General features: G+C 70.8%; 15 protein-coding genes. 14 read left to right on the top strand and 1 reads right to left on the bottom strand.

From position 1 onward, the window contains the following. From B0W88_RS18845 to B0W88_RS18865, 5 genes are all read left to right on the top strand, one after another. A partial coding sequence (locus B0W88_RS18845; RefSeq protein ID WP_077036179.1) for an aromatic ring-hydroxylating dioxygenase subunit alpha occupies nt 1–1,039 on the top strand: 1,039 nt, incomplete at its 5' end. Continuing rightward, entirely contained in the window at nt 1,039–2,610 is a 1,572-nt protein-coding gene (locus B0W88_RS18850) for an AMP-binding protein (RefSeq protein WP_158080888.1), read from the top strand. The genes B0W88_RS18845 and B0W88_RS18850, both read left to right, overlap by 1 nt. A gap of 87 nt (nt 2,611–2,697) precedes the next feature. Continuing rightward, nucleotides 2,698–3,105 carry a Zn-ribbon domain-containing OB-fold protein gene (locus B0W88_RS18855; RefSeq protein WP_077036181.1) on the top strand — a complete coding sequence of 136 codons (408 nt, stop codon included), beginning with the start codon at nt 2,698–2,700 and terminating at the stop codon, nt 3,103–3,105. Next, the gene (locus B0W88_RS18860; protein ID WP_077036182.1) at nt 3,102–4,274 is read left to right on the top strand and encodes a transporter; all 1,173 of its coding nucleotides are present in this window, start codon (nt 3,102–3,104) and stop codon (nt 4,272–4,274) included. Before B0W88_RS18855 ends, B0W88_RS18860 begins: the two co-directional genes overlap by 4 nt. Beyond that, a complete protein-coding gene (locus B0W88_RS18865) occupies nt 4,274–5,053 on the top strand; it encodes an SDR family oxidoreductase (protein ID WP_077036183.1) in 780 nt (259 codons plus the stop codon). The genes B0W88_RS18860 and B0W88_RS18865 overlap by 1 nt, the downstream gene beginning before the upstream one ends. A 178-nt stretch (nt 5,054–5,231) precedes the next feature. On the opposite strand, the gene B0W88_RS18870 is transcribed toward B0W88_RS18865, so the two are convergent. Then, complete coding sequence (locus B0W88_RS18870) at nt 5,232–6,134, bottom strand: LysR family transcriptional regulator (RefSeq protein WP_083748890.1); 903 nt, start codon at nt 6,132–6,134, stop codon at nt 5,232–5,234. A 96-nt stretch (nt 6,135–6,230) separates the two neighbouring features. Between B0W88_RS18870 and B0W88_RS18875 the strand changes: the two genes are divergently transcribed. The 9 genes from B0W88_RS18875 to B0W88_RS18925 all read left to right on the top strand — a co-directional run. Next, the gene (locus tag B0W88_RS18875) at nt 6,231–6,656 is read left to right on the top strand and encodes a heme-binding protein (RefSeq protein WP_077036184.1); all 426 of its coding nucleotides are present in this window, start codon (nt 6,231–6,233) and stop codon (nt 6,654–6,656) included. After that, nucleotides 6,653–7,699 (top strand): amidohydrolase family protein, encoded by a 1,047-nt coding sequence (locus B0W88_RS18880; RefSeq protein WP_077036185.1) that lies wholly within the window; start codon nt 6,653–6,655, stop codon nt 7,697–7,699. The genes B0W88_RS18875 and B0W88_RS18880 overlap by 4 nt, the downstream gene beginning before the upstream one ends. Next, nucleotides 7,696–8,583: a VOC family protein gene (locus B0W88_RS18885; RefSeq protein WP_077036186.1), complete on the top strand. Its 888-nt coding sequence runs from the start codon at nt 7,696–7,698 to the stop codon at nt 8,581–8,583. Before B0W88_RS18880 ends, B0W88_RS18885 begins: the two co-directional genes overlap by 4 nt. Nucleotides 8,584–8,592: 9 nt before the next feature. Then, the gene (locus B0W88_RS18890; protein WP_077036187.1) at nt 8,593–9,465 is read left to right on the top strand and encodes a fumarylacetoacetate hydrolase family protein; all 873 of its coding nucleotides are present in this window, start codon (nt 8,593–8,595) and stop codon (nt 9,463–9,465) included. Nucleotides 9,466–9,468: 3 nt separating this feature from the next. Continuing rightward, nucleotides 9,469–11,037 carry a bifunctional 3-(3-hydroxy-phenyl)propionate/3-hydroxycinnamic acid hydroxylase gene (locus B0W88_RS18895; RefSeq protein WP_077036188.1) on the top strand — a complete coding sequence of 523 codons (1,569 nt, stop codon included), beginning with the start codon at nt 9,469–9,471 and terminating at the stop codon, nt 11,035–11,037. Nucleotides 11,038–11,041: 4 nt separating this feature from the next. After that, nucleotides 11,042–11,941 (top strand): alpha/beta hydrolase, encoded by a 900-nt coding sequence (locus tag B0W88_RS18900; protein ID WP_083748891.1) that lies wholly within the window; start codon nt 11,042–11,044, stop codon nt 11,939–11,941. 191 nt (nt 11,942–12,132) lie between these two features. Further along, a complete protein-coding gene (locus B0W88_RS18905) occupies nt 12,133–14,469 on the top strand; it encodes a TonB-dependent receptor (RefSeq protein ID WP_233151767.1) in 2,337 nt (778 codons plus the stop codon). 9 nt (nt 14,470–14,478) lie between these two features. After that, nucleotides 14,479–17,064, top strand: a complete 2,586-nt coding sequence (locus B0W88_RS34435; RefSeq protein ID WP_198937876.1) for a family 1 glycosylhydrolase — start codon at nt 14,479–14,481, stop codon at nt 17,062–17,064. After that, a partial coding sequence (locus B0W88_RS18925; RefSeq protein ID WP_077036189.1) for a glycosyl hydrolase occupies nt 17,061–19,729 on the top strand: 2,669 nt, incomplete at its 3' end. The genes B0W88_RS34435 and B0W88_RS18925, both read left to right, overlap by 4 nt.

Here is a 19,729-nt window from a genome sequence, read left to right on the forward strand (position 1 = left end):
CGTCTACACCGACCCGGCCCACTTCGATCGCGAGCGCGCCGCGCTGCTGCGCCGCGTGCCGCTGCCGCTCACTGCCTCGGGCTCGCTGGCGCGCAACAGCGTGTTCGCCAGCGATGACTTCGGCCTGCCGATCCTGCTGACGCGCGACGACGCCGGCGCCGTCCACGCCTTCCTCAACGCCTGCACGCACCGCGGCGCCAAGCTGGTGGACCCGGGCGAGACGCGCTGCACGCGGCGCGTGTCCTGCCCCTTCCACGCGTGGACCTTCAGCCTGGACGGCCGTCTCGTCGGCGTGCCACGGGCCGAGACCTTCCCGACGCTGGACAAGAGCACCCACGGCCTGCGCCGCCTGCCGGTCTGCGAGGCCGGCGGCATCATCTGGGTCGGGCTCGATTCCAAGGCCCCGCCCGATTTCAGCGAGGTCCAGGGCCAGCTCGCCCGCGACTTCGAGGCCTTCGGCATCCCCGCCATGCACGTCTACGGCCGGCGCACGTTCGACCTCGCGGCCAACTGGAAGCTGCTGATCGAGACCTTCCTGGAGACCTACCACGTGGCCCCGCTGCATGCGAAGACGGTGGCGCCGATGTTCGCGCCGGTGCCGACGCTGATGTCCCACTTCGGCCCGCACACGCGCCAGACGGTGGGCCGCTCGCACTTCACCCGCGAGATGCTGGACGTGCAGGTCGACCAGCTCCACAAGCAGGTCACCCACGCCTACCACCTGTTCCCCACGGCGATGCTGGTGACCAGCCCGCATCACATGAACTTCATCACCGTGATGCCGCGCGCGGTGGACCGCTCGATCGTCGTCTGCCACATGCTGACGCGCGACCTGCCCGAGACCGAGGAGCAGCGCCAGCGCTACGAGCGCACGCTGAAGTTCAACTTCGAGGACGTGTTCGGTGCCGAAGACTTCCAGGCCGCGCAGCGGGTGCAGCAGGGCCTGGCCAGCGGCGCGCTAGACGAGGTGCGCTTCGGCGGGCTGGAGGAGGCGTTGGCCACTTTCCACGCCAATATCGAGCGGGTGATGCAGCCATGATGAGCGTCGTCCTGCGCGACCTGCTGCAAGCGCGCGCCGAGCAGCACCCGCACAAACCCTTCGCCACCTTCGTCGACGGCCCGTCCTGGAGCTATGCCGAGACGCGCGCGCAGGGCCGCCGCATCGCCGGCGGCCTGCACGCTTTAGGCGTACGGGCCGGCGAGCCGGTGCTGTGCTGGCTGCCCAATGGCCCCGATGCCTTGCGCGCCTGGTTCGGCATCAACGAGCTGGGTGCCGTTCATGCGCCCTGCAACCTGGCCTGGCGCGGGCGTTCGCTGGAGCATGCGCTGCAGCTCAGCGGGGCGCGCATCGCCATCGTCCACCGTGACCTGTTGCCGCGGCTGGCCGAGGTGCCGCTGCACGGGCTGGGGCAGGTGATCGTGGCCGGCGGCCCGGCCGATCTGACGCTGGCGGTCCCGACCTTGTCCATCGACGCGCTGGACGAAGCCGAGCCGCCGCCGGTCGAGATCCAGCCCTGGGACGATATGCAGCTCGCCTTCACCTCGGGCACCACCGGCGCGTCCAAGGCCGTGCGCTCGTCCTACGTCCATGCGCTCCACTTCCTCGAATCCCCGCACGCCGACACCTTCGGCCCGGAGGCGAACTTCCTGCTGGTACTGCCACTGTTCCATGCCGGCGGCCTGGCCACCGTCTACGCGGTGCTGCGCGACGGCGGCAGCCTGGTCGTGCCGCCCGGCTTCCGCACGGCCGAGTTCTGGCCCTGGGTGCGCCGCTTCGGTGTGACCTCGACCACGCTGGTCGAGCAGATGGCCGCCTTCCTGCTTGCCCAGCCGCCGGATCCGGCCGACCGCGATCACCCGTTGAAGATCGTCAACATCGCGCCCATGGGCCCGGCAGCCTACCGCTTCATCGAGCGCTTCGGCCCCACGCTGTGGACCTCCTATGGCTCCACTGAGGTCGGCGCCGTGCTGCGCTGCGCGGCCGAGCCGCAGCGCCGCGGCGTGACCGGCCGGTTGCGCGAGGGCTACGAGGCCCGGCTGGTGGACGAGCACGACATGGAGGTGCCACCCGGCACGCCCGGCGAGATGGTGCTGCGGAGCCGCCGGCCCTGGGTCTTCGCCTCGGGCTACCCGGGCCATCCGGAGGCGGCTGCCGCGGCCTGGCGCAACGGCTGGTTCCACACCGGCGACGTGTTCACCGCCGACGCCGACGGCTGGTATCGCTTCCTCGACCGCCGCAAGGACGTGATCCGCCGGCGCGGCGAGAACATCTCGTGCTACGAGGTGGAGCAGGAGCTGCTGCGCCATCCGCGCATCCGCGCAGCCGCCGCCTACGCGGTGCCGGGCCGCGACTCGGAGGACGAGGTGATGGCCTGCGTCTGCATGCACGGCGATGAGGCGCCGGACTGGGCCGAACTGGTGGCCTTCCTGCGCGGCAATGCACCGCACTATGTCGTGCCGCGCTACTTCCGCCGGCTCGATGCGCTGCCGCTGACCGAGACAGGCAAGGTCCGCAAAGTGCTGCTGCGCGAAGAGGCCCTCACCGCGGACAGCTGGGACCGCGAGGCCGCCGGCATCCACCTGAAGGCCGAGCGCATCGGCCAGCGCTGATCGATCGATTCGTCGCAAGCGACGAGTCGCCGCCGTCGCGGCGCGTCTAATCTCGGTGCAGACGACAGACACGCCAGGAGACATCACATGCGAGGTTTGGGGGCCGACGAGGCCTACTGGAAGGGCCTGGCCGAGGGCCAGGTCAAGGTGCAGCGCTGCAGCCACTGCCATCACTGGCATGTGCCGGCGGTATTTCGCTGTGGCGAATGCGGTTCCTGGGAGCTGCAATGGCAGCGGGTCGCGCCGCGCGGGCGCATCTTCAGCTGGACGCGCACCTGGCACGAGTTCGGCGCGCCGAAGGAGCTGGGCCTGCCCTTCGTGTCGGTCGTCGTCGAGCTGGACGAGGCCGGCGGCCGCCGCCTGATGGGCACCCTGGCCGAGCCGATGGCCGAGGTGAAGATCGGCCAGCCGGTCGAGGCCGAGATCATCCAGACCACCTTCGAGGGCGAGACGATTCCCGCGCTTCGCTGGCATCGCACCGGAGCCGCGGCATGACGACGAAGCGCACACCTTTCTGCGGCGGCGTCTCCGTCGCCGGCCTCGGCCTGCGCCAGTACAAGCGCGGCACCGCGCCCATGTCCGAACAGGGCGTGCTGGTGCGCGCCATCGTCGATGCCTGCGAGGACGCCGGCATCAATCCCGCCGACGTGGACGGCTTCGTCGGCTACGGGGACGACCACAACGAGCCCGTGCGGCTGATGTCCGACCTGGGCACCAGGGACCTGCTGCTGAACACGCAGATCTGGGGCAGCGGCGGCGGCGGCATCGCGGCCACCTTCGGCGTGGCGGCGGCCGCCATCGCCACCGGGCAGGCAAACACCGTCGTCGTGTTCCGCGCGCTGGTGCAGGACAACAGCGGGCGGCTCTCGGCCGCCGTGATGCGCCATCACCTGAACGCACACATCGTCGGCGCCGGCGTGCTCTCGCCCGCGCAAGGCTGCGCGATCCGCGCGCAACGCCTGTTCGAGCACCATGGCGTGCCGCTCAGCGTGGCCGAGGAGCTGGTGCGTGTCTCCTATTTCCACGGCGCGCGCAACCCGGAGGCGATGTCCTACGGCAAGGACCTGGACCTCGACACCTACCGCAACGCCCGCAGGATCGCCGAGCCGTTCCGGCTTTTCGACTGCTCGCGCGAGAACGACGGCGCCGCGGCCATCGTGCTGACCTCGACCGAGCGGGCCAGGGATCTGAGGAAGAAGCCGATCCGCGTGCTCGGCGTCGCCAACGGTACCGAGAAGGGCTGGGGCGATCTGGCGGAGAACGACCTGAAGTACGGCAGCGCCGGTTTTGAACCGGTGGCGCGGCGGCTGTGGCAGCAGACCGGCCTCGGCCCGAAGGACGTGGACGTGGTGCAGCTCTACGAGAACTTCAGCGCCCAGGGCGTGATGTCGCTGATCGACCACGGCTTCTGCAACTTCGAGAACGTGGCCGAGTTCATCCGCTTCGAGAACCTGATCGCGCCCGGCGGCACGCTGCCGGTCAACACCTCGGGCGGCAACCTGGCGCACGGCTTCATCCACGGCTTCGGCACGGCGATCGAGTCGGTGCGCGTGCTGCGCGGCGAATCGGCCAACCCGGTACCGGATGCCAAGGTCTGCCTGCTGACCGGCGGGCCCGGCGCACCGACAGTCAGCTCGGCGCTGTTCGGTACGGACGACCTGTGATGGAGACCGGGGCGCTCTTCGGTGTCGCCGGCAAGCGGGTACTGATCACCGGAGCCTCCAGCGGCCTGGGCCTGATGATGGCCGAAGGCTTCGTGAAGGCGGGTGCGAACGTCAGCATCGTCGGCCGCCGCGCCCAGCCGCTCGAAGCGGCGCGCGAGGCGCTGGAGCGGCACGGCGAGGTCGATGCGATCGAATGCGACCTCGGCACGGCCGATGGCGTGGCCGCGCTCGTTGCCACGCTGCAGCAGCGCGACGAGCCGCTGCACGTGCTCGTCAACAACGCCGGCACCGCCGTGGCCGCCCCCTTCGACAGCTATCCCGACGACGCCTGGCCCGAGTTGATGGCGCTGAACGTGCAGGTACCCTTCATGCTGGCCCAGCGCCTGCTGCCGCTGATGGAGCGCGCGGCCAGCGAGGAAGACCCAGCCCGCATCATCAACATCGGCTCGGTCGCCGGGCTGAAGACGAGCAGCAGCAACACCTTCGCCTACGGCCCGTCCAAGGCCGCCCTGCACCAGCTGACGCGCAGCCTCGCGCGCGAACTGGCACCACGCCGCATCCTCGTCAACGCGATCGCGCCGGGCTTCTTCCCGTCGAACATGAGTGCGCCCTATCTCGCGGACGAGCAGCGCCGCCGCAAGATCGTGCAGGGCATACCGCTCGGCCGCACCGGCGAGGCCTCGGACATCTCGGGCCTGGCGATCTTTCTCAGTTCACGCGCCGGGGCTTTCGTCACCGGGACGGTGATTCCACTGGATGGCGGGATGAACGTTCTGTAGACATCCGGTGTCTCGAAGCGACCTGCGCGATGTCGTGGATATCGCGCGGCCAATCGACCACATCGGGCCGCGCCCGCCGAGTCGCCCGCCACGGCAAGCCCTCGGCCGGAGCAAGCCATGCAGTGGTTGGCGATGCTTCTTGAAATTGAAGGTCTCGGCCGTCCGTCGCCGTTCGCGGTCAGGCGAACAAGGTCTGGATGCTGTCCCTCAACCACACCATGGCAGCATCCTTGTGCGCCCGCCGGTGCCAGAACTGGTGAACCGGAATCACCGGTGCCGGCACCGGAGCATCGAAGATGCGCAGCTCCGCATAGCGTGAGCAGATGTCGGCCAGGTCGCGCGGCACCGTGGCGATCAGGTCGCTGGCCTCGATGATCGGCGGCAGGCTCATGAAATGCGAGATCTCCAGCGCCACTTCGCGCTTGAGCCCCTGCTGCTGCAGGTACTGCTCGAAGACATGGGCGCGCCCCTCCGGCCGCACGACGACGTGCCGCATCGCCAGATAGGCATCCACTGACAAGGCCCCGCGGCCGACACCGGGATGCCCCTTGCGGACGATGCAGACATGGCGGTTGTCGAACAGCTTGCGGCGGAAGAACTCGGCGCTGTCCAGGTCCGGGAAATAGCCCAGCGCCAGATCCGCGGCGCCGGTCGCCAGTGCCTCCGACGCCGCCAGCTTGGGCCGTGACACCACACGCAGCCGCAGCCGCGGCGCCACCGCCGCCAGATGCGCCAGCAGCGGCGGCACGAAGTGCATCTCGCCAATATCCGGCGTGATCAGCGTGAAGGTGCGTTCGCTGGTGGCGGGGTCGAAGGTGGCGCTGTTGAGGATGTCGGTCTTCACCGTGTCGATCACGCGGCGCACGTGCGGAGCCAGTTCCTGCGCGCGCAGCGTCGGCTCCATCGAGCTGCCGGTCTTCACGAACAGCGGGTCGCCGAACAAGGTCCGCAGGCGGTTTAGCGCCGCGCTCATCGCCGGCTGGCTGAGGCCGATGGCCTCGCCCGCGCGGGTCACGCTGCGGTGCTCGACCATCGCATCGAAGGTCACCAGCAGGTTCAGGTCGACGTTTGCTATATCCATTTGGTGGATTCTAAATATCCACCGCATCGTCTGGATGAATTTAAACCCGCTCCCTAGACTCGCCGCGAGTTCACAAGAAGACGAGGAGACGCGCCCATGTCCGCACTGACGCTGGCCCAGGCCAATGCACTGATCGCCGCCACGCTGGCGGCCGCGCGGACGGCGGGCCACGCCCCGATGGCCGTGGTGGTGCTGGACGAGGCGGGCCACTTGAAGGCAGCCCAGCGCGAAGATGGCGCCAGCATGTTCCGCATCGACATCGCCACCGGCAAGGCCTGGGCCGCCGTGGCGATGGGCGCCTCCAGCCGCGTGCTGGCCGAGCGGGCCAAAGGCAACCCGAACTTCTTCGCGGCGCTGGCCGACACGGCGCACGGCAAGTTCCTGCCCCAGCCGGGTGCCCTGCTGATCCGCGACGAGGCGGGCCGCATCATCGGCGCCGCCGGCGCCTCCGGGGGCAGCGGCGACGAGGACGAGGCCATCTGCGCCACCGGCATCCAGGCCGTCGGACTGCAGGCAGCATGAAGCTGCAACCCTGCGCCTGCGGCGGCATCGACGTGCATGCGCATGTGGTGCCGGAGCGGCTGCCCGACTACCTGGGCGCCCATATGCCCGCGCTCTGGCCCTCCTCCGTCGAGGCGCCGGCGCAGGGCGGACTCTGCCATCGCCACGTGATGATCGCCGGTCGCCAGTACCGCACCATCTCCGAGAAATGCTGGAGCACGCCGCGCCGGCTGGCCGACCTGCCGGGCATGGGCCTGAAGCACCAGGTGATTTCGCCGATGCCCGAGTTGCTCAGCTACTGGCTGGCGCCGGCCGACGCGCAGCAGCTGCTGCGCTACCTGAACGAGCAGACCGCCGCCATGGTGGCCGACAGCGAGGGGGCGCTGCTGGGCCTCGCCGCCGTGCCGCTGCAGGACATCGACCTCGCCATCGCCGAGCTGCGGCATGCCGTGCAGGCGCTGGGCCTCGTGGGCGTGGAACTCGGCAGCAACGTCAATGGCGTGCCCATCGGCGATCCCCGCTTCCTGCCCTTCTTCCAGGCCTGCGAGGCGCTGGACGTCCCCGTCTTCGTCCATGCGCTCAAGCCCACCGGCATGGACCGTCTGGTCGGCCCCGCGCCCTTGCAGCAGGTACTGGCCTACCCGAGCGACGTGGGCCTCGCCGCGGCCTCGGTGATCACGGCGAACCTGCTGCTCGCCTGCCCGCGCCTGCGCATCGGCTTCAGCCACGGCGGCGGCACGCTGGCGATGCTGCTGCCGCGGCTGCAGCAGGGCTGGCAGGTCTTCCCGGCGCTGCGCGAGCAGCTGCAGGCCTCGCCGGTGGAACAGGCGCGCCGCCTGTTCTTCGACACGCTGGTGTTCGACGAGGCGACGCTGCGCCATCTGGTCGAGCGTTTCGGCGCGAGCCAGCTGATGCTGGGCAGCGACTACCCCTTCGCGTTCCATGAGCGCGCGCCGGCCGAGCGGGTCGCGGCGGCCGGCTTCGACGCCGCCACCGTCAGCGCGCTGCTGCATGGCAATGCCGAGCGCTTCCTCGGCCTTCCCCACACAGAGACACAACGATGAGTTCACCCTGGATCAGCGGGCTGCGCAGCGTCGCGCTGGACGTGCCCGACCTCGCCCGCGCCGAGCGCTTCTACACCGAGGTCTGGCACCTCGCCGTGGCGGCCCGCAGCGCCGACGCGATCTACCTGCGCGGCACCGGCGCCGACCATCACCTGCTGGCGCTGCATCGGGCCGACCGGCTGGCGATCCGCAAGGTCACGCTGCGCGCCCGCGGCGAGGCGGCGCTGAAGGCGATCGCCGAGGCGGCCGGCGAGGCCCTGTGGCAAGACCTGGCCCCCATCGCGGAGCCCTCGGGCGGCCAGGGCCTGATGCTGCGCGACCCGGACGGACGCCTGTTCGAGGTCGTCCACGGCGATGCGCGCCATGCCGACACCACCGAGCAGGCCGACCGCCCGGTCCGCCTGGCCCACGCGGTGCTGAACAGCCACGCGCTGCCGGCCAGCCAGGCCTGGCTCGAGCGAACCCTCGGCTTCACGCTGGCCGACCGCAGCCGGATCATGGCCTTCATGAACTGCGACCGTGACCACCACACGCTCGCGCTGGGCGATGCCGACAACGACGCGCTCAACCACATCGCCTTCGTGATGCCCGACCTGGATTCGGTGATGCGCGGCGGCGGCCGCATGCGCGACGCCGGCCATGCGATCGAGTGGGGCCCCGGCCGCCACGGCCCCGGCAACAACGCCTTCAACTACTTCATCGGCCCCTTCGGCGAAGTCATCGAATACACGGCCGAGGTCGAGCAGATCGACGACAGCTACCGCCCCGGCGGCCCCGCCGACTGGACCTGGCCGCCCGGCCGCGTCGACCAGTGGGGCATCTCCCAGCCGCCCAGCGCCGCGCTGAAGGAAGCCCAGCGCCACGTCTTCTTCATTCCCACCTGAACGCCCTCCATGAAATTCACCACCTTCCTCGCCCCCGACGGCAGCACCCGGCTTGGTCTCCTCGACGGCGAGCAGCAGCTCATCGACCTGAACGCGGCCCAGCCCCAGGTGCCGGCGGACCTGCGCGCCGCGCTGGAAGCCGGCGTCGATCTCGCCGCCGCAGCCGCCGCCGCACGAGACAGCGCGGCGCCGCGCCTGGCCCTGCAAGACCTGACCCTCGCCCCGCTGGTGCCCGAGCCCGGCAAGACCATCTGCCTGGGCCTCAACTACTACGACCATGCCAAGGAAGGCGGCCGCGAGAAGCCCGAGTACCCGTGGTTCTTCTTCCGCGGCAAGAGCTCGCTGATCGGCCATGGCGCGGCCGGGCAGTTGCCCAGGGTCTCGGAGAAGTTCGACTACGAGGCCGAGCTGGCCCTGGTCATCGGCACGCGGGTGCCACGCCATGTGAGCCAGGACGAGGCGCTGCGCCACGTGTTCGGCTACACCTGCTTCAACGACATGTCGGTGCGCGACTACCAGAAGCGCACGCCGCAATGGACGATCGGCAAGAACTTCGACGCCACCGGCGGCTTCGGCCCGGTGCTGGTGACGGCCGACGAGCTGGCGCCCGGCGCCACCGGCCTGCGCATCCAGAGCCGGCTGAATGGCCGGGTGATGCAGGACGCCAGCACCACCGACATGATCTGGAGCGTGGCCGAGACGATCTCGCTGCTGTCCGACTGCATGACGCTGGAACCCGGCGACGTGATCGTGATGGGCACGCCGGCCGGCGTCGGCCAGGCCCGCACGCCGCCGGTGTGGATGAAGGACGGCGATCTGATCGAGATCGAGATCGAGCGCATCGGCATCCTCGCCAACCCGATCCGCCGCGAAGGGGCCTGAGCGATGGCGGAACCGCTGTACGACGTGGCCATCGTCGGCTTCGGGCCGAGCGGCGCCGTCGCCGCCGCGCTGCTGGGCCAAGCCGGCTTCAAGGTCCTGGTGATGGACCGGCAGCATGAGGTCTACGACCGGCCGCGCGCCATCGCGCTGGACCACGAGGTGCTGCGCGTCTTCCAGCAGCTGGGCGTGGCCGAGCAGATCGCGCCCTTCATCGAGCCCTTCACCGACTCCTGCTACTACGGCGTCGAGGGCGCGCTGATCCGCCGCATGACCATGGTGGAGCCGCCCTACCCGCAAGGCTACACACCGTCGGTGGTGTTCAGCCAGCCACCGGTCGAGCAGGTGCTGCGGCGCGCCGTGGCGGCCCTGCCCTCGGTCAACGTGCGCACCGGCCTGAACCTCGTCGACCTGCGCCACCAGGCCGGCGAAGTGATGCTGCAGTGCCAGGACGAGTCGGGCGCCGGGCACTCGCTGCGGGCGCGCTACGCGATCGGCTGCGATGGCGCCTCGAGCACCGTGCGCGGCCTCGCCGGCATCGAGCTGGAGGACCTGTCCTTCGACGAGCCCTGGCTGGTCGTCGACGTGCTGGCCAACGAGCGGGGCCTGGCCCGGCTGCCGCGCACCAGCATCCAGTACTGCGAACCCGAGCGGCCTTGCAGTTATGTGATCGGCCCGAAGAACCACCGCCGCTGGGAGATCTCGCTGAAGCCCGGCGAGGACCCGAAGGCCGTCGTGGAGGACGCGGCCACCTGGGACCTGCTGTCGCGCTGGATCACGCCGGACGAGGGCGCGCTGTGGCGCCAGGCCGCCTATCGCTTCCATGCGCTGGTGGCCGAGCGCTGGCGCGTCGGCCGGGTCTTCATCGCCGGCGACGCGGCGCACCAGCAGCCGCCCTTCCTCGGCCAGGGCATGTGCCAGGGCGTGCGCGACGTGGCCAACCTGGCCTGGAAGCTCGGCGCGGTGCTGCGCGGCGATGTCGGCGACACCGCCGCCGAGGCCCTGCTGGACAGCTATGGCGAGGAACGCAAGGCCCATGTGGTCGACCTGACGACCCGGCTGAAGGCGATCGGCGCGGTGATCTGCGAACGCGACCCCGCCGCGGCGCGCGAGCGCGACCGCCAGATGCTGGCCGAGGGCGGAGGCACCGTGCGGCCCACGCCACGCCAGGACATGCTGCCGCGCCTGCGCACCGGCCTGCTCGACCGCATCGAGCGCCCCGCGCGCGGCAGCCTGGCGCCGCAGCCCTGGCTGCGCCAGCACGACCGGCGCATCCGCATGGACCAGCTGCTCGGTTGCGGCTGGCGCCTGCTGCTGGCGGCTGGCAGCGCTCTCGACGAGGCCACGCCCGCCCAGGCGCAGGCGCTGGGCCTTCAGACGCTGCGCTTCGGCGCGGGTCCCGGCCGGGTCGCCGAGGCGGATGCCGTGATGGAGCGCTGGTTCCAGGCCCAGGATTGCAAGGCAGCGCTGCTGCGGCCGGACCACTATGTCTACGGCACGGCCGGCCATGCCGTGGAACTGGGGGCGCTGCTGGACGGCGCGATCCTGCACCTGCACGGCGGCCCGGATACTTGAAGCCATGACGACCCTGAATTCCGTTCCTCCGGAGATCGCCGCGCGCCTCGCGGAACTCGGCTCGGGCTTCAACCTGCCGCAGGTGCAGGCGCTGTACGAGCCGCTGCTGGCCCGCCAGCCCACCGAGGGCGTGCTGCGCACCGAGTCCCGGCCCTATGGCGACGACGAGCGGCAGGTGCTCGACGTCTACCAGCCGGCCTCGCCCGCAACGTCGCCGCGGCCGCTGCTGCTGTTCTTCCACGGCGGCGGCTTCATCCGCGGAGACAAGGCCCACAAGGCCAATATCGGCTGGCACCTGGCGCGCCACGGCGTCGTCGCGCTGCTGCCCAACTACCGGCTGGCGCCGGCCCACCGCTGGCCCGCCGGGCCGCAGGACGTGGCCGCCGCGCTGACCTGGGCGCGCGAGCAGGCGCCGGCGCTGGGGGCCGACCCCGGGCGCATCTTCCTGATGGGCGAATCGGCCGGCGCGGCCCATGTGGCGGCGGCCTGCCTGATGTCGCGCTTCGGCGTTCATGGCGTGCGGGGCGCGGTCCTCTGTTCCGGTCCGTACAACGCCCGGCTGGAACGGCTGTCCCGCGAGGCCCTGAACATCGCCACGCCCGACCCTCGCAACGACGCCTATTTCGGCACCGACGATCCCGAGGCCCTGGCCGCGATGAGCACGGCCCTGCAGGTGGATGTGGCCCCGTTCCCGCTGCTGATCACTCATGCCGAGCGGGACCTGCTGCAGATGCAGGTGCAGGCCGGCGAACTGTTCTCGCGCCTGGCCGGGCAGCACGGCTTCACGCCCGAGCTGCGCTGCATCCGCCACCACAACCACTTCTCGCAGACCCAGGCGGTGAACACCGGCGACGAGAGCCTCAGCGGCCCGGTGCTGGACTTCCTCGCCCGCCACGGCGCCTGAACGGAGCTGCCCATGAAGCGCCCGCCGACCCGCATCTTTTGCATCCACAGTTTGGATTCTGGAAATCCACTGCATCCCCTGGATGAATGGGAATCGAATCCCTAGACTGGGTTTCGACAGTTCAAAAAGGCCCGTCCGCACCCCACGAGACCGAGGCCGCACAACGACGACAAGACTTCGAGGAGACAAACTTGACCGCTACGTTCAGCCCTTTCCGCCCCAGCCTGCTCGCCCTGGCCGCCCTGGGCACGCTCGGCCTCGGCACCCACGCCGCCTCGGCCCAGGACGCCGCTGCCGCCGACAACACCAAGGCGGCGGAGAAACGCGACGCCGCGACGCTGGAGACCGTCGTCGTGACGGCCCAGAAGCGCACGCAGAACCTGAAGGAAGTCCCGGTGGCGATCAGCGTCATCGGTGCCGAGCAGTTGCAGCAGCAGGGCGTCAAGGACATTACCGACCTGTCCCGCTCGGCCGCCAGCCTGGAGTTCGGCGACACCAAGACCGGCGGCGCCGGCGGCAGCGCCTCGATCCGCGGCATCGGCACCGCCGTCTTCACCACCTCGGCCGAAAGCTCGGTGGGCATCGTCGTCGACGGCGTTCCGCTGGGCAACACGGCCGGCGGTGCGCTGTTCGACCTGGAGCGGGTGGAAGTGCTGCGCGGCCCGCAAGGCACGCTGTTCGGCAAGAACGCCTCGGCCGGCGTGCTGAACATGGTGACCAAGGCGCCGCGCCTGGGCAGCTTCGAGGGAACGGCGTCGATCGAGATCGACGGCAAGGACGTGCTCGGCTCCAGGCTCGGCAACACCGTCCTGCGCGGCGCGGTCAACCTGCCCGTCAATGACATCTCCGCGCTGCGGGTGACGGCCCATGTGGACAAGCTCACCGGCGTCTATCACAACACCTTCAGCGACAAGGACAGCACGAACGCCGGCACCGGCATGCGCGTGCGCTACCTGCTCAAGCCCGACGCCGACCTGAGCATCAACCTGATCGCCGACTACGACAGCACCAGGAGCCGCAACGCCGTCTTCTTCGCGCCGGCCATCGCCAACACGACGAACACCGCCGGCGACCATGCGCCGCTGGCCGAGTTCGCCGCCTGCGGCGTCACCGTCAACCCGCGCAACAACCAGGTCTGCTCCGACGCTCCCGAGATCTGGGACAGCCATGTCGGCGGCCTGTCCGCGCAGATCGACAAGACCCTGGCCGGCGGCGTGACGCTGACTTCGATCACCGCCGTGCGCGAGTACCGTCTCGGCCCGCAGGAGATCGGCATCGACATGTCGGAGGGCTATGACAAGGTCCGCTCCACCGACAACGCCACGAAGACGCGCCAGCTCAGCCAGGAGCTGCGCCTGTCCAGCCCCGGCCACCAGCAGGTCGACTGGGTGGCGGGCCTGTTCGTGTCGGACTACCACTCGCACAAGCTGTCCACCACGACGATCTTCCCGCCGACCTTCCTGCCCTCCCCGCCGGTGCCACGCTCGATCGCCACGATCGCCGACACCACCACCGACTCCGGCTCGGCCGCGCTGTTCGGCCAGGCCAGCTTCAAGCTCGACGAGCAGGCCAGCCTGCTGGCCGGCCTGCGCTACACCCGCGACCGCGTCAAGGACGCCCAGACCCAGACCGGCACCGTGGCCTTCGAAGGCTTCGCGCTGCCCAGCACGGTGGAGTCCGCGCAAGGCGCCGCGCGCAAGAGCGACCTGTCCGGCAAGCTCGGCTTGCAGTACGCGCTCAACAAGCTCACCAACGCCTACCTGACGCTGAGCCGCGGCTACAAGGGCCCGCAGATCGACACCAGCTCGCCGATCGCCGCGATGAGCGCCAGCGGCACCGCGGCCGGCGTGGTCGTCAAGGCCGAGCAGCCCACCAGCCTGGAAGCGGGCCTCAAGACCAGCCTGCTCGATCGCCGGGTGGACCTGGACCTGGCCGTCTTCGACACGAAGATCAAGAACTTCCAGGAACAGAACTGCACGCTGACCGCCGTCGGCGCGCTGAGCTGCGTGCCGCTGAACGTGCCCACCGTGAAGAGCTACGGCCTGGAGATGGACCTGCGCGCCCGCGTGCTGGGTGCGCTGACGCTGCGGGCCAGCGGCGCACTGATCCTGAACACCGAGTACCCGGCCGGCTTCACCTTCGACAACCAGAACGTCGGCGGCCAGCGCCTGCTGTACTCGCCCAAGGGCAAGGCCACGCTCGGCGCCGACTACGACACCGAGGTGTTCGGCGGCTACGAGTGGACGCTCGGCGCGGATGTGACCTACAAGACCGCCGTACGCCTGTGCAACACGCTGGCGCCCGAGTGCAGCTACAAGGCCCACTCGATCGTCGGCCTGCGCACCGGCCTGCGCAGCCCGGACGACAAGTGGGGCGTGGGCCTGTTCGTACGCAACGCCGGCGACGAGCGCGTGCCCAACGCGATCATCTACCCGCTGCCCGGCAAGGGCGCCGGCTCGGGCTATGCCTACTCGCTGGGCGCAAACTCCTTCCGTACCGTGGGCCTGACCGCCGATATCAAGTTCTGAGCCGCCTCCATGCCATCGAACATCAGCAAGACCTTTCCCGCCGGCTTCCTCTGGGGCGCCGCCACCGCCGCGCATCAGGTCGAGGGCGGCAACGACAACTGCGACACCTGGGCCGAGGAATGGGCCGAGGGCTCGCCCTACGTGGACAAGAGCGGCGACTCGATCGACCACTACCACCGCTACCGCGAGGACATCGCGCTGCTGGCCTCGCTGGGCCTGCAGGCCTACCGCTTCTCGGTCGAGTGGGCGCGCGTCGAGCCGAGCGAAGGCGTGTTCAGCGAAGAGGCGCTGGCCCACTACCGCGCGATGGTCGATGCCTGCGTGGAGCACGGGCTCGAACCCGTCGTCACGCTGCACCACTTCACCTCGCCGAAGTGGCTGATGCCGCTGGGCGGCTGGCGCGGCGAGCGGACACCCGCCCTGTTTGCCCGTTATGTCGAACGCGTGATGCCGGCGCTGGGGCCGGCGGTGAAGCGGGTCGTCACGCTGAACGAATGCAATATCGGCGTGCTGCTGCAGTCGCTGTTCGCCACGCTGGGCTTCGTGCCGCCGGTGGGCGTGGACGTGAAGAGCTGGCGCGCGCCCGGCTGGCGCGAGAGCGCCGCCCGGGCCTGCGGCACCGATGCGGCCACCTACTGCGCCTTCCAGATGGCGGGCGACGAGCGCGGCGTGGCGACCATCCAGGCCGCGCACCGCGCCGCGCGCGACGTGATCCGCCGCGTGGCGCCGGGCGTGCAGGTGGGCCTGGCGCTGGCCCTGTCGCAGCCGCAGCACGTCGCTGGCGGCGAGGAGAGCGCGGCGCGCATGTGGCACGGCAACTTCCGCCAGTGGCTGCCGGCCATCGAAGGCGACGACTTCTTCGCGCTGCAGAACTACACCCGCGAGATCCACGGCCCCGAGGGCCAGATCGCCCCGCCGGCCGGCGCCGAGATGACCGGCGCGCGCTACGAGTTCGTGCCGCAGGCGGTGTCCTCGGTGGCGCGCCGCGTGGCGCATGATCTGAAGCTGCCGATCCTGATCACCGAGAACGGCTACTGCGGCGACGACGACACGCGCCGCGTCGAGTTCCTCGAACAGGCGCTGGCCGGCCTGCACGACGCGATCGCCGACGGCGTGCCGCTGATCGGCTACACCTGCTGGAGCGGCTTCGACAACTTCGAGTGGGTGTTCGGCTACGCGATGCGCTTCGGCCTGATCGCGGTGGACCGCAGCACCCAGCAGCGCACGCTCAAGCCCAGCGCCCGGGTGCTCGGCCGCATCGCCCGCGACAACGCGCTGAGCGGCGACATCGCGCTCAAGCCCGCCCCCGGCAACGCCAAGGACCTGGCCATGGACCACCGCTACACCCCACCCGCCGCCGAGCCCGGCACCGTGTTCACCAACGTGCGCCTCTTCGACGGCAGCGGCAGCGAGCCCTTTGCCGGCGAGCTGCGCGTGGACGGCAATCGCATCACGTCCATCGCCCGCGACGGGGGTCAGGTCTTGCGCGACAACGCCAGGGTGATCGACGGCCGCGGCGGCATGCTGATGCCCGGCCTGATCGAATCCCACGCCCACCTGACCTGGCCCACCAGCGTCGAGAAGTTCGTGCCCGGCATGGCGCTGCCGCCGGAAGAGCTGGCGCTCACGGCCGCCCGCAACGCCCGCATCCTGCTGGACCACGGCTTCACCGGCGCCTACTCGGCCGGCGCTTTGAGCAAGCGGCTGGAGATCGTGCTGAAGGAGCAGATCGACTCGGGCGGCATGCCGGGCCCCCGACTGATCCCGTCCTCGGTCGAGCGCGAGCCGCCCAGCGACGGATCGATGCTGGACCCGGGCAAGGTGGACGAGCACGGCGCCGGCCCCGAGAACGTGCGCGCCTTCGTCAAGGGCTGCGCCGAGATCGGCGCGAAGTCGGTCAAGTTCCTGCTGTCCGGCGAGAGCGCGCTGAAGCCCGGCGCCTCGCTGGAGCTGCTCTACACCGAGGACGAGATCAAGGCCGCCGGCGAGCAGGCGCGCGAGAGCAGGCTGTTCCTCACCGGCCACGCCCATGCGGCCGAGGCCGTCAAGATGGGCGTGCGCAACGGCTTCCACATGCTCTACCACTGCACCTATGCGGACGAGGAGGCGCTGGACATGCTGGAGGCCGCGAAGGACCGCGTCTTCGTCGGCCCCTCGATCGGCATCATCCAGGCCACGCTGGATGCCAACCCGCCGCCGCACATCGACATGGCCCACATGAAGCAGGACGCCGCCGTCGTGCTGGAGCGCCAGAAGCAGATCGTGCCCGAGCTGCGCCGCCGCGGAGTGCGCCTGGTGCCGGGCGGCGACTACGGCTTTCCCTTCAACCCCAACGGCCGCAACGCGCGGGACCTGGAGCTGTGGGTCCAGCACTTCGGCTACACGCCCGCCGAGGCGATGCATGCGGCCACGGCGCTGGGCGGCCAGGCCATGGGCATGGGCGACGAACTCGGCCTGCTGAAGGAAGGCTACCTCGCCGACCTGCTGCTGGTCGATGGCGACCCGACGCAGAACGTCGCGATCCTGCAGAACAGGCACCACCTGAAGGCCATCATGAAGGACGGGCGTTTCCACAAGGCGCCGCAAGCCACATGAACATCGAGGCGGTTTTTCGCGAGCCGCCAGTGGCGGTCCGGCCGATGCTGCGCTGGTGGTGGCCGGGCGGCGCGGTGGACCTGGCTTCGCTGTGCGGGCAGCTCCGCGGCTTCGCCGCCGCGGGCTGGGGCGGCGTGGAGATCCAGCCCTGCCGGATCGGCCTGCCGCATGACCTGACCCCCGCGCAGGCGGCGCGCGTGCACGAGGTGTTCACGCCGGCCTGGTTCGAGCTGGTGGCCGGCGTGATGGACGAGGCGGCGCGGCTGGGGATGGTCGTTGACGTGACCTTCGGATCGGCCTGGCCGTTCGGCGGCGGCGAGGCGATCACGCCCGAGCTGGCGACCCGCGAACTGACGCTGGCCTGGACCACCGTGCAGGGCCCTGGCGCCTGGCAAGGCATTCCGCGCCAGCCGGAGCGCCCGCTGCGCAATGCCACCTGGCAAGCGCAGCACGGCGGCATCGACGAGGCGCAGGCGCTGCCGCCGGGCTGGCAGCAGCGCATCGAAGGCCTGAGCGAGCTCGTCGCGGTGCTGGCCCTGCGCGGCGGCACGCCCAGCCTCGGCCCCTTCGCCGGCTTCGTGCCGATGACCCTGCCCGACCGCTGGGGCCAGGTGCTGGCCGCGGGCTGGGTCGACGCGGCCGGCGCGATCGATCTCACCGATCGCCTGCAGGACGACGGCAGCCTGCAGTGGGACGTGCCCGAAGGTGAATGGCAGCTGGTCGTCTGCCGCAGCTTCGTCAGCGACCAGATGATCCTGGAAGGCGCCGGGCGCGGCCCGCAGCTGGTGCTGGACCACCTGAACCGCGCCGCCTTCGACGCCCATGCCGCGCGGGTCGGCGATGCCGCCCGGCCAGCCTGGGCGAGACACGCCGGCACGACCTGGCGCAGCGTCTTCGTGGACAGCCTGGAGATCCCCGCCGACCTGCCCTGGACCGGCGATTTCCTCGACGAGTTCGGTCGCCGCCGCGGCTATGCGCTGACCCCCTGGCTGCCGCTGACGCTGCAACCCGGCTGGCGCAACTGCTTCCAGGCCCGACAGGGCGCACCACTGTTCGACGACGCCGAGCTGGGCGCCCGCGTGCGGGCCGACTACCGGCTGACGGTCTCCGAGCTGATGATCGAGCGCCTCTACGCGCCGCTGCAGGAATGGGCCGAGCGCGTTGGCGTGCAGGCCAAGATCCAGGCCCACGGCGCGCCGGCGGACTGGCTGCAGGCCTATGGCGCGGCCGGCATCCCCGAGACCGAGGACCTGGCCGGCGGCGCCGCGCCGCACCTGCTGCGCATGGCCCGCTCGGCCGCGCACCTCTATGGCCGCAAGCTCGTCAGCGGCGAGGCCTTCTGCTGGCTGCTGGAGGGCCTGGCCGTCACGCCGCAGCAGGTGCGCGAACGGGCCGACGTGTTCTACGCCGCCGGCATCCAGCAACTCGTCGGCCACGGCGCCGCGGCGCCCATGAGCGGCTGGACCGGCGGCCACCCCTGGTATCCCTTCGAGGCCATGGAGATCGGCACGCCGCTGAACGAGGCCACGCCCTGGTGGCCGATGGCGCGCCCGCTGACCGACTACATGGCCCGCAACCAGGCGCTGCTGCAGCGCGGCAGGGCCGTCGTCCCCGTGGCCGTGCTCGCGCCGCCGGACCTGTTCGCCTTCAACGGCGCTGCCGACCGCATGACCCCGCCGCCCTGGCACGACGCGCTGCAGGACGCCGGCTACGACTGGGACTGGATCAACGACCACGCCCTGCTGGCCAGCCGGCTGGAGCCCGGCGCCCTCGTCACGCCGGGCGGCCACCGCTACCAGGCGGTGATGCTGCCCGACCTGGCTGCGCTGCGCGCCGAGGTGGCCGAGTTCATCAACGCCTGCGCGGAGGCCGGCGTGACGGTCCGCGCCTGCGGCTCGATCCCCGGTCGCGAGGCCGGCTTGCTGGACGCCGCGGCCCGCGATCAGCGCGTGCGGCGGGCGATGGCGGCCGTCCCCCTGGTTGCGCCCTCCGCGCTCGGCCGGGCGCTGCGCGAGGCCGGCGTGCCGCCCAGCCTGGACCTCCCGGCCGGCCATGGCTGCGCCTTCCATGTGCGCGAGCATGAGGGCGCGCAATGGGCCTTCGTGAGCAACCCGGCAGCCACCGATCGAACGCTGCAGCTGAAGCTGCCGGACGCGCACGCCGCCGAAACCTGGTGCGCCTGGACCGGCAAGATCGAGAGCCTGGCGACCGGTTCGGAGATCCACCTGCCAGCACGCAGCGCGCGCTGGCTGCGGCTCGCGCCGGCGGCCCGCTGCCGCGCGGCGCAAGACCTGACCCCATTCGTGCCCACGGCCCATCGTGAATTGAGCGGCCCCTGGCAGGTCCGCGGCGCCGGCGTCGGCCTGGGCGGCCGCGCCATCGCCTTCGAGGCGCAGTGGGCCACGCTGGCCGACCTGGGCGCGCACCCATCACTCGGGGACTTCGCCGGCCAGCTGCACTACCGGCTCGACCTCGAGCTGACGCCGCAGGAGCAGCAGGCCGGCGCTGCGCTGCGGCTGGACCTCGGAGCCGTGCGCGATGCCGTGTCACTGCGGATCAACGGCTCGGCGCCGCTGCTGCGCAGCGAAGGCCCCTTCGTCTTCGAGCTGCCGGCGTCACCGTCGCTGCTGCGCCTGGACATCACCGTCGCCAACGTCGCGGAGAA

It is taken from the genome of Pelomonas sp. KK5, assembly GCF_001984095.1.
In the GTDB taxonomy this organism is placed as follows: Bacteria; Pseudomonadota; Gammaproteobacteria; order Burkholderiales; family Burkholderiaceae_C; genus KK5.

Bases quoted from the DNA above. Each gene is read 5' to 3' on its own strand.
- B0W88_RS18855 (WP_077036181.1), top strand. From the start codon at position 2,698: ATGCGAGGTTTGGGGGCCGACGAGGCCTACTGGAAGGGCCTGGCCGAG.
- B0W88_RS18870 (WP_083748890.1), bottom strand. From the start codon at position 6,134: ATGGATATAGCAAACGTCGACCTGAACCTGCTGGTGACCTTCGATGCG.
- B0W88_RS18890 (WP_077036187.1), top strand. From the start codon at position 8,593: ATGAAATTCACCACCTTCCTCGCCCCCGACGGCAGCACCCGGCTTGGT.
- B0W88_RS18865 (WP_077036183.1), top strand. From the start codon at position 4,274: ATGGAGACCGGGGCGCTCTTCGGTGTCGCCGGCAAGCGGGTACTGATC.
- B0W88_RS34435 (WP_198937876.1), top strand. From the start codon at position 14,479: ATGCCATCGAACATCAGCAAGACCTTTCCCGCCGGCTTCCTCTGGGGC.
- B0W88_RS18900 (WP_083748891.1), top strand. From the start codon at position 11,042: ATGACGACCCTGAATTCCGTTCCTCCGGAGATCGCCGCGCGCCTCGCG.
- B0W88_RS18895 (WP_077036188.1), top strand. From the start codon at position 9,469: ATGGCGGAACCGCTGTACGACGTGGCCATCGTCGGCTTCGGGCCGAGC.
- B0W88_RS18885 (WP_077036186.1), top strand. From the start codon at position 7,696: ATGAGTTCACCCTGGATCAGCGGGCTGCGCAGCGTCGCGCTGGACGTG.
- B0W88_RS18850 (WP_158080888.1), top strand. From the start codon at position 1,039: ATGAGCGTCGTCCTGCGCGACCTGCTGCAAGCGCGCGCCGAGCAGCAC.
- B0W88_RS18860 (WP_077036182.1), top strand. From the start codon at position 3,102: ATGACGACGAAGCGCACACCTTTCTGCGGCGGCGTCTCCGTCGCCGGC.
- B0W88_RS18875 (WP_077036184.1), top strand. From the start codon at position 6,231: ATGTCCGCACTGACGCTGGCCCAGGCCAATGCACTGATCGCCGCCACG.
- B0W88_RS18880 (WP_077036185.1), top strand. From the start codon at position 6,653: ATGAAGCTGCAACCCTGCGCCTGCGGCGGCATCGACGTGCATGCGCAT.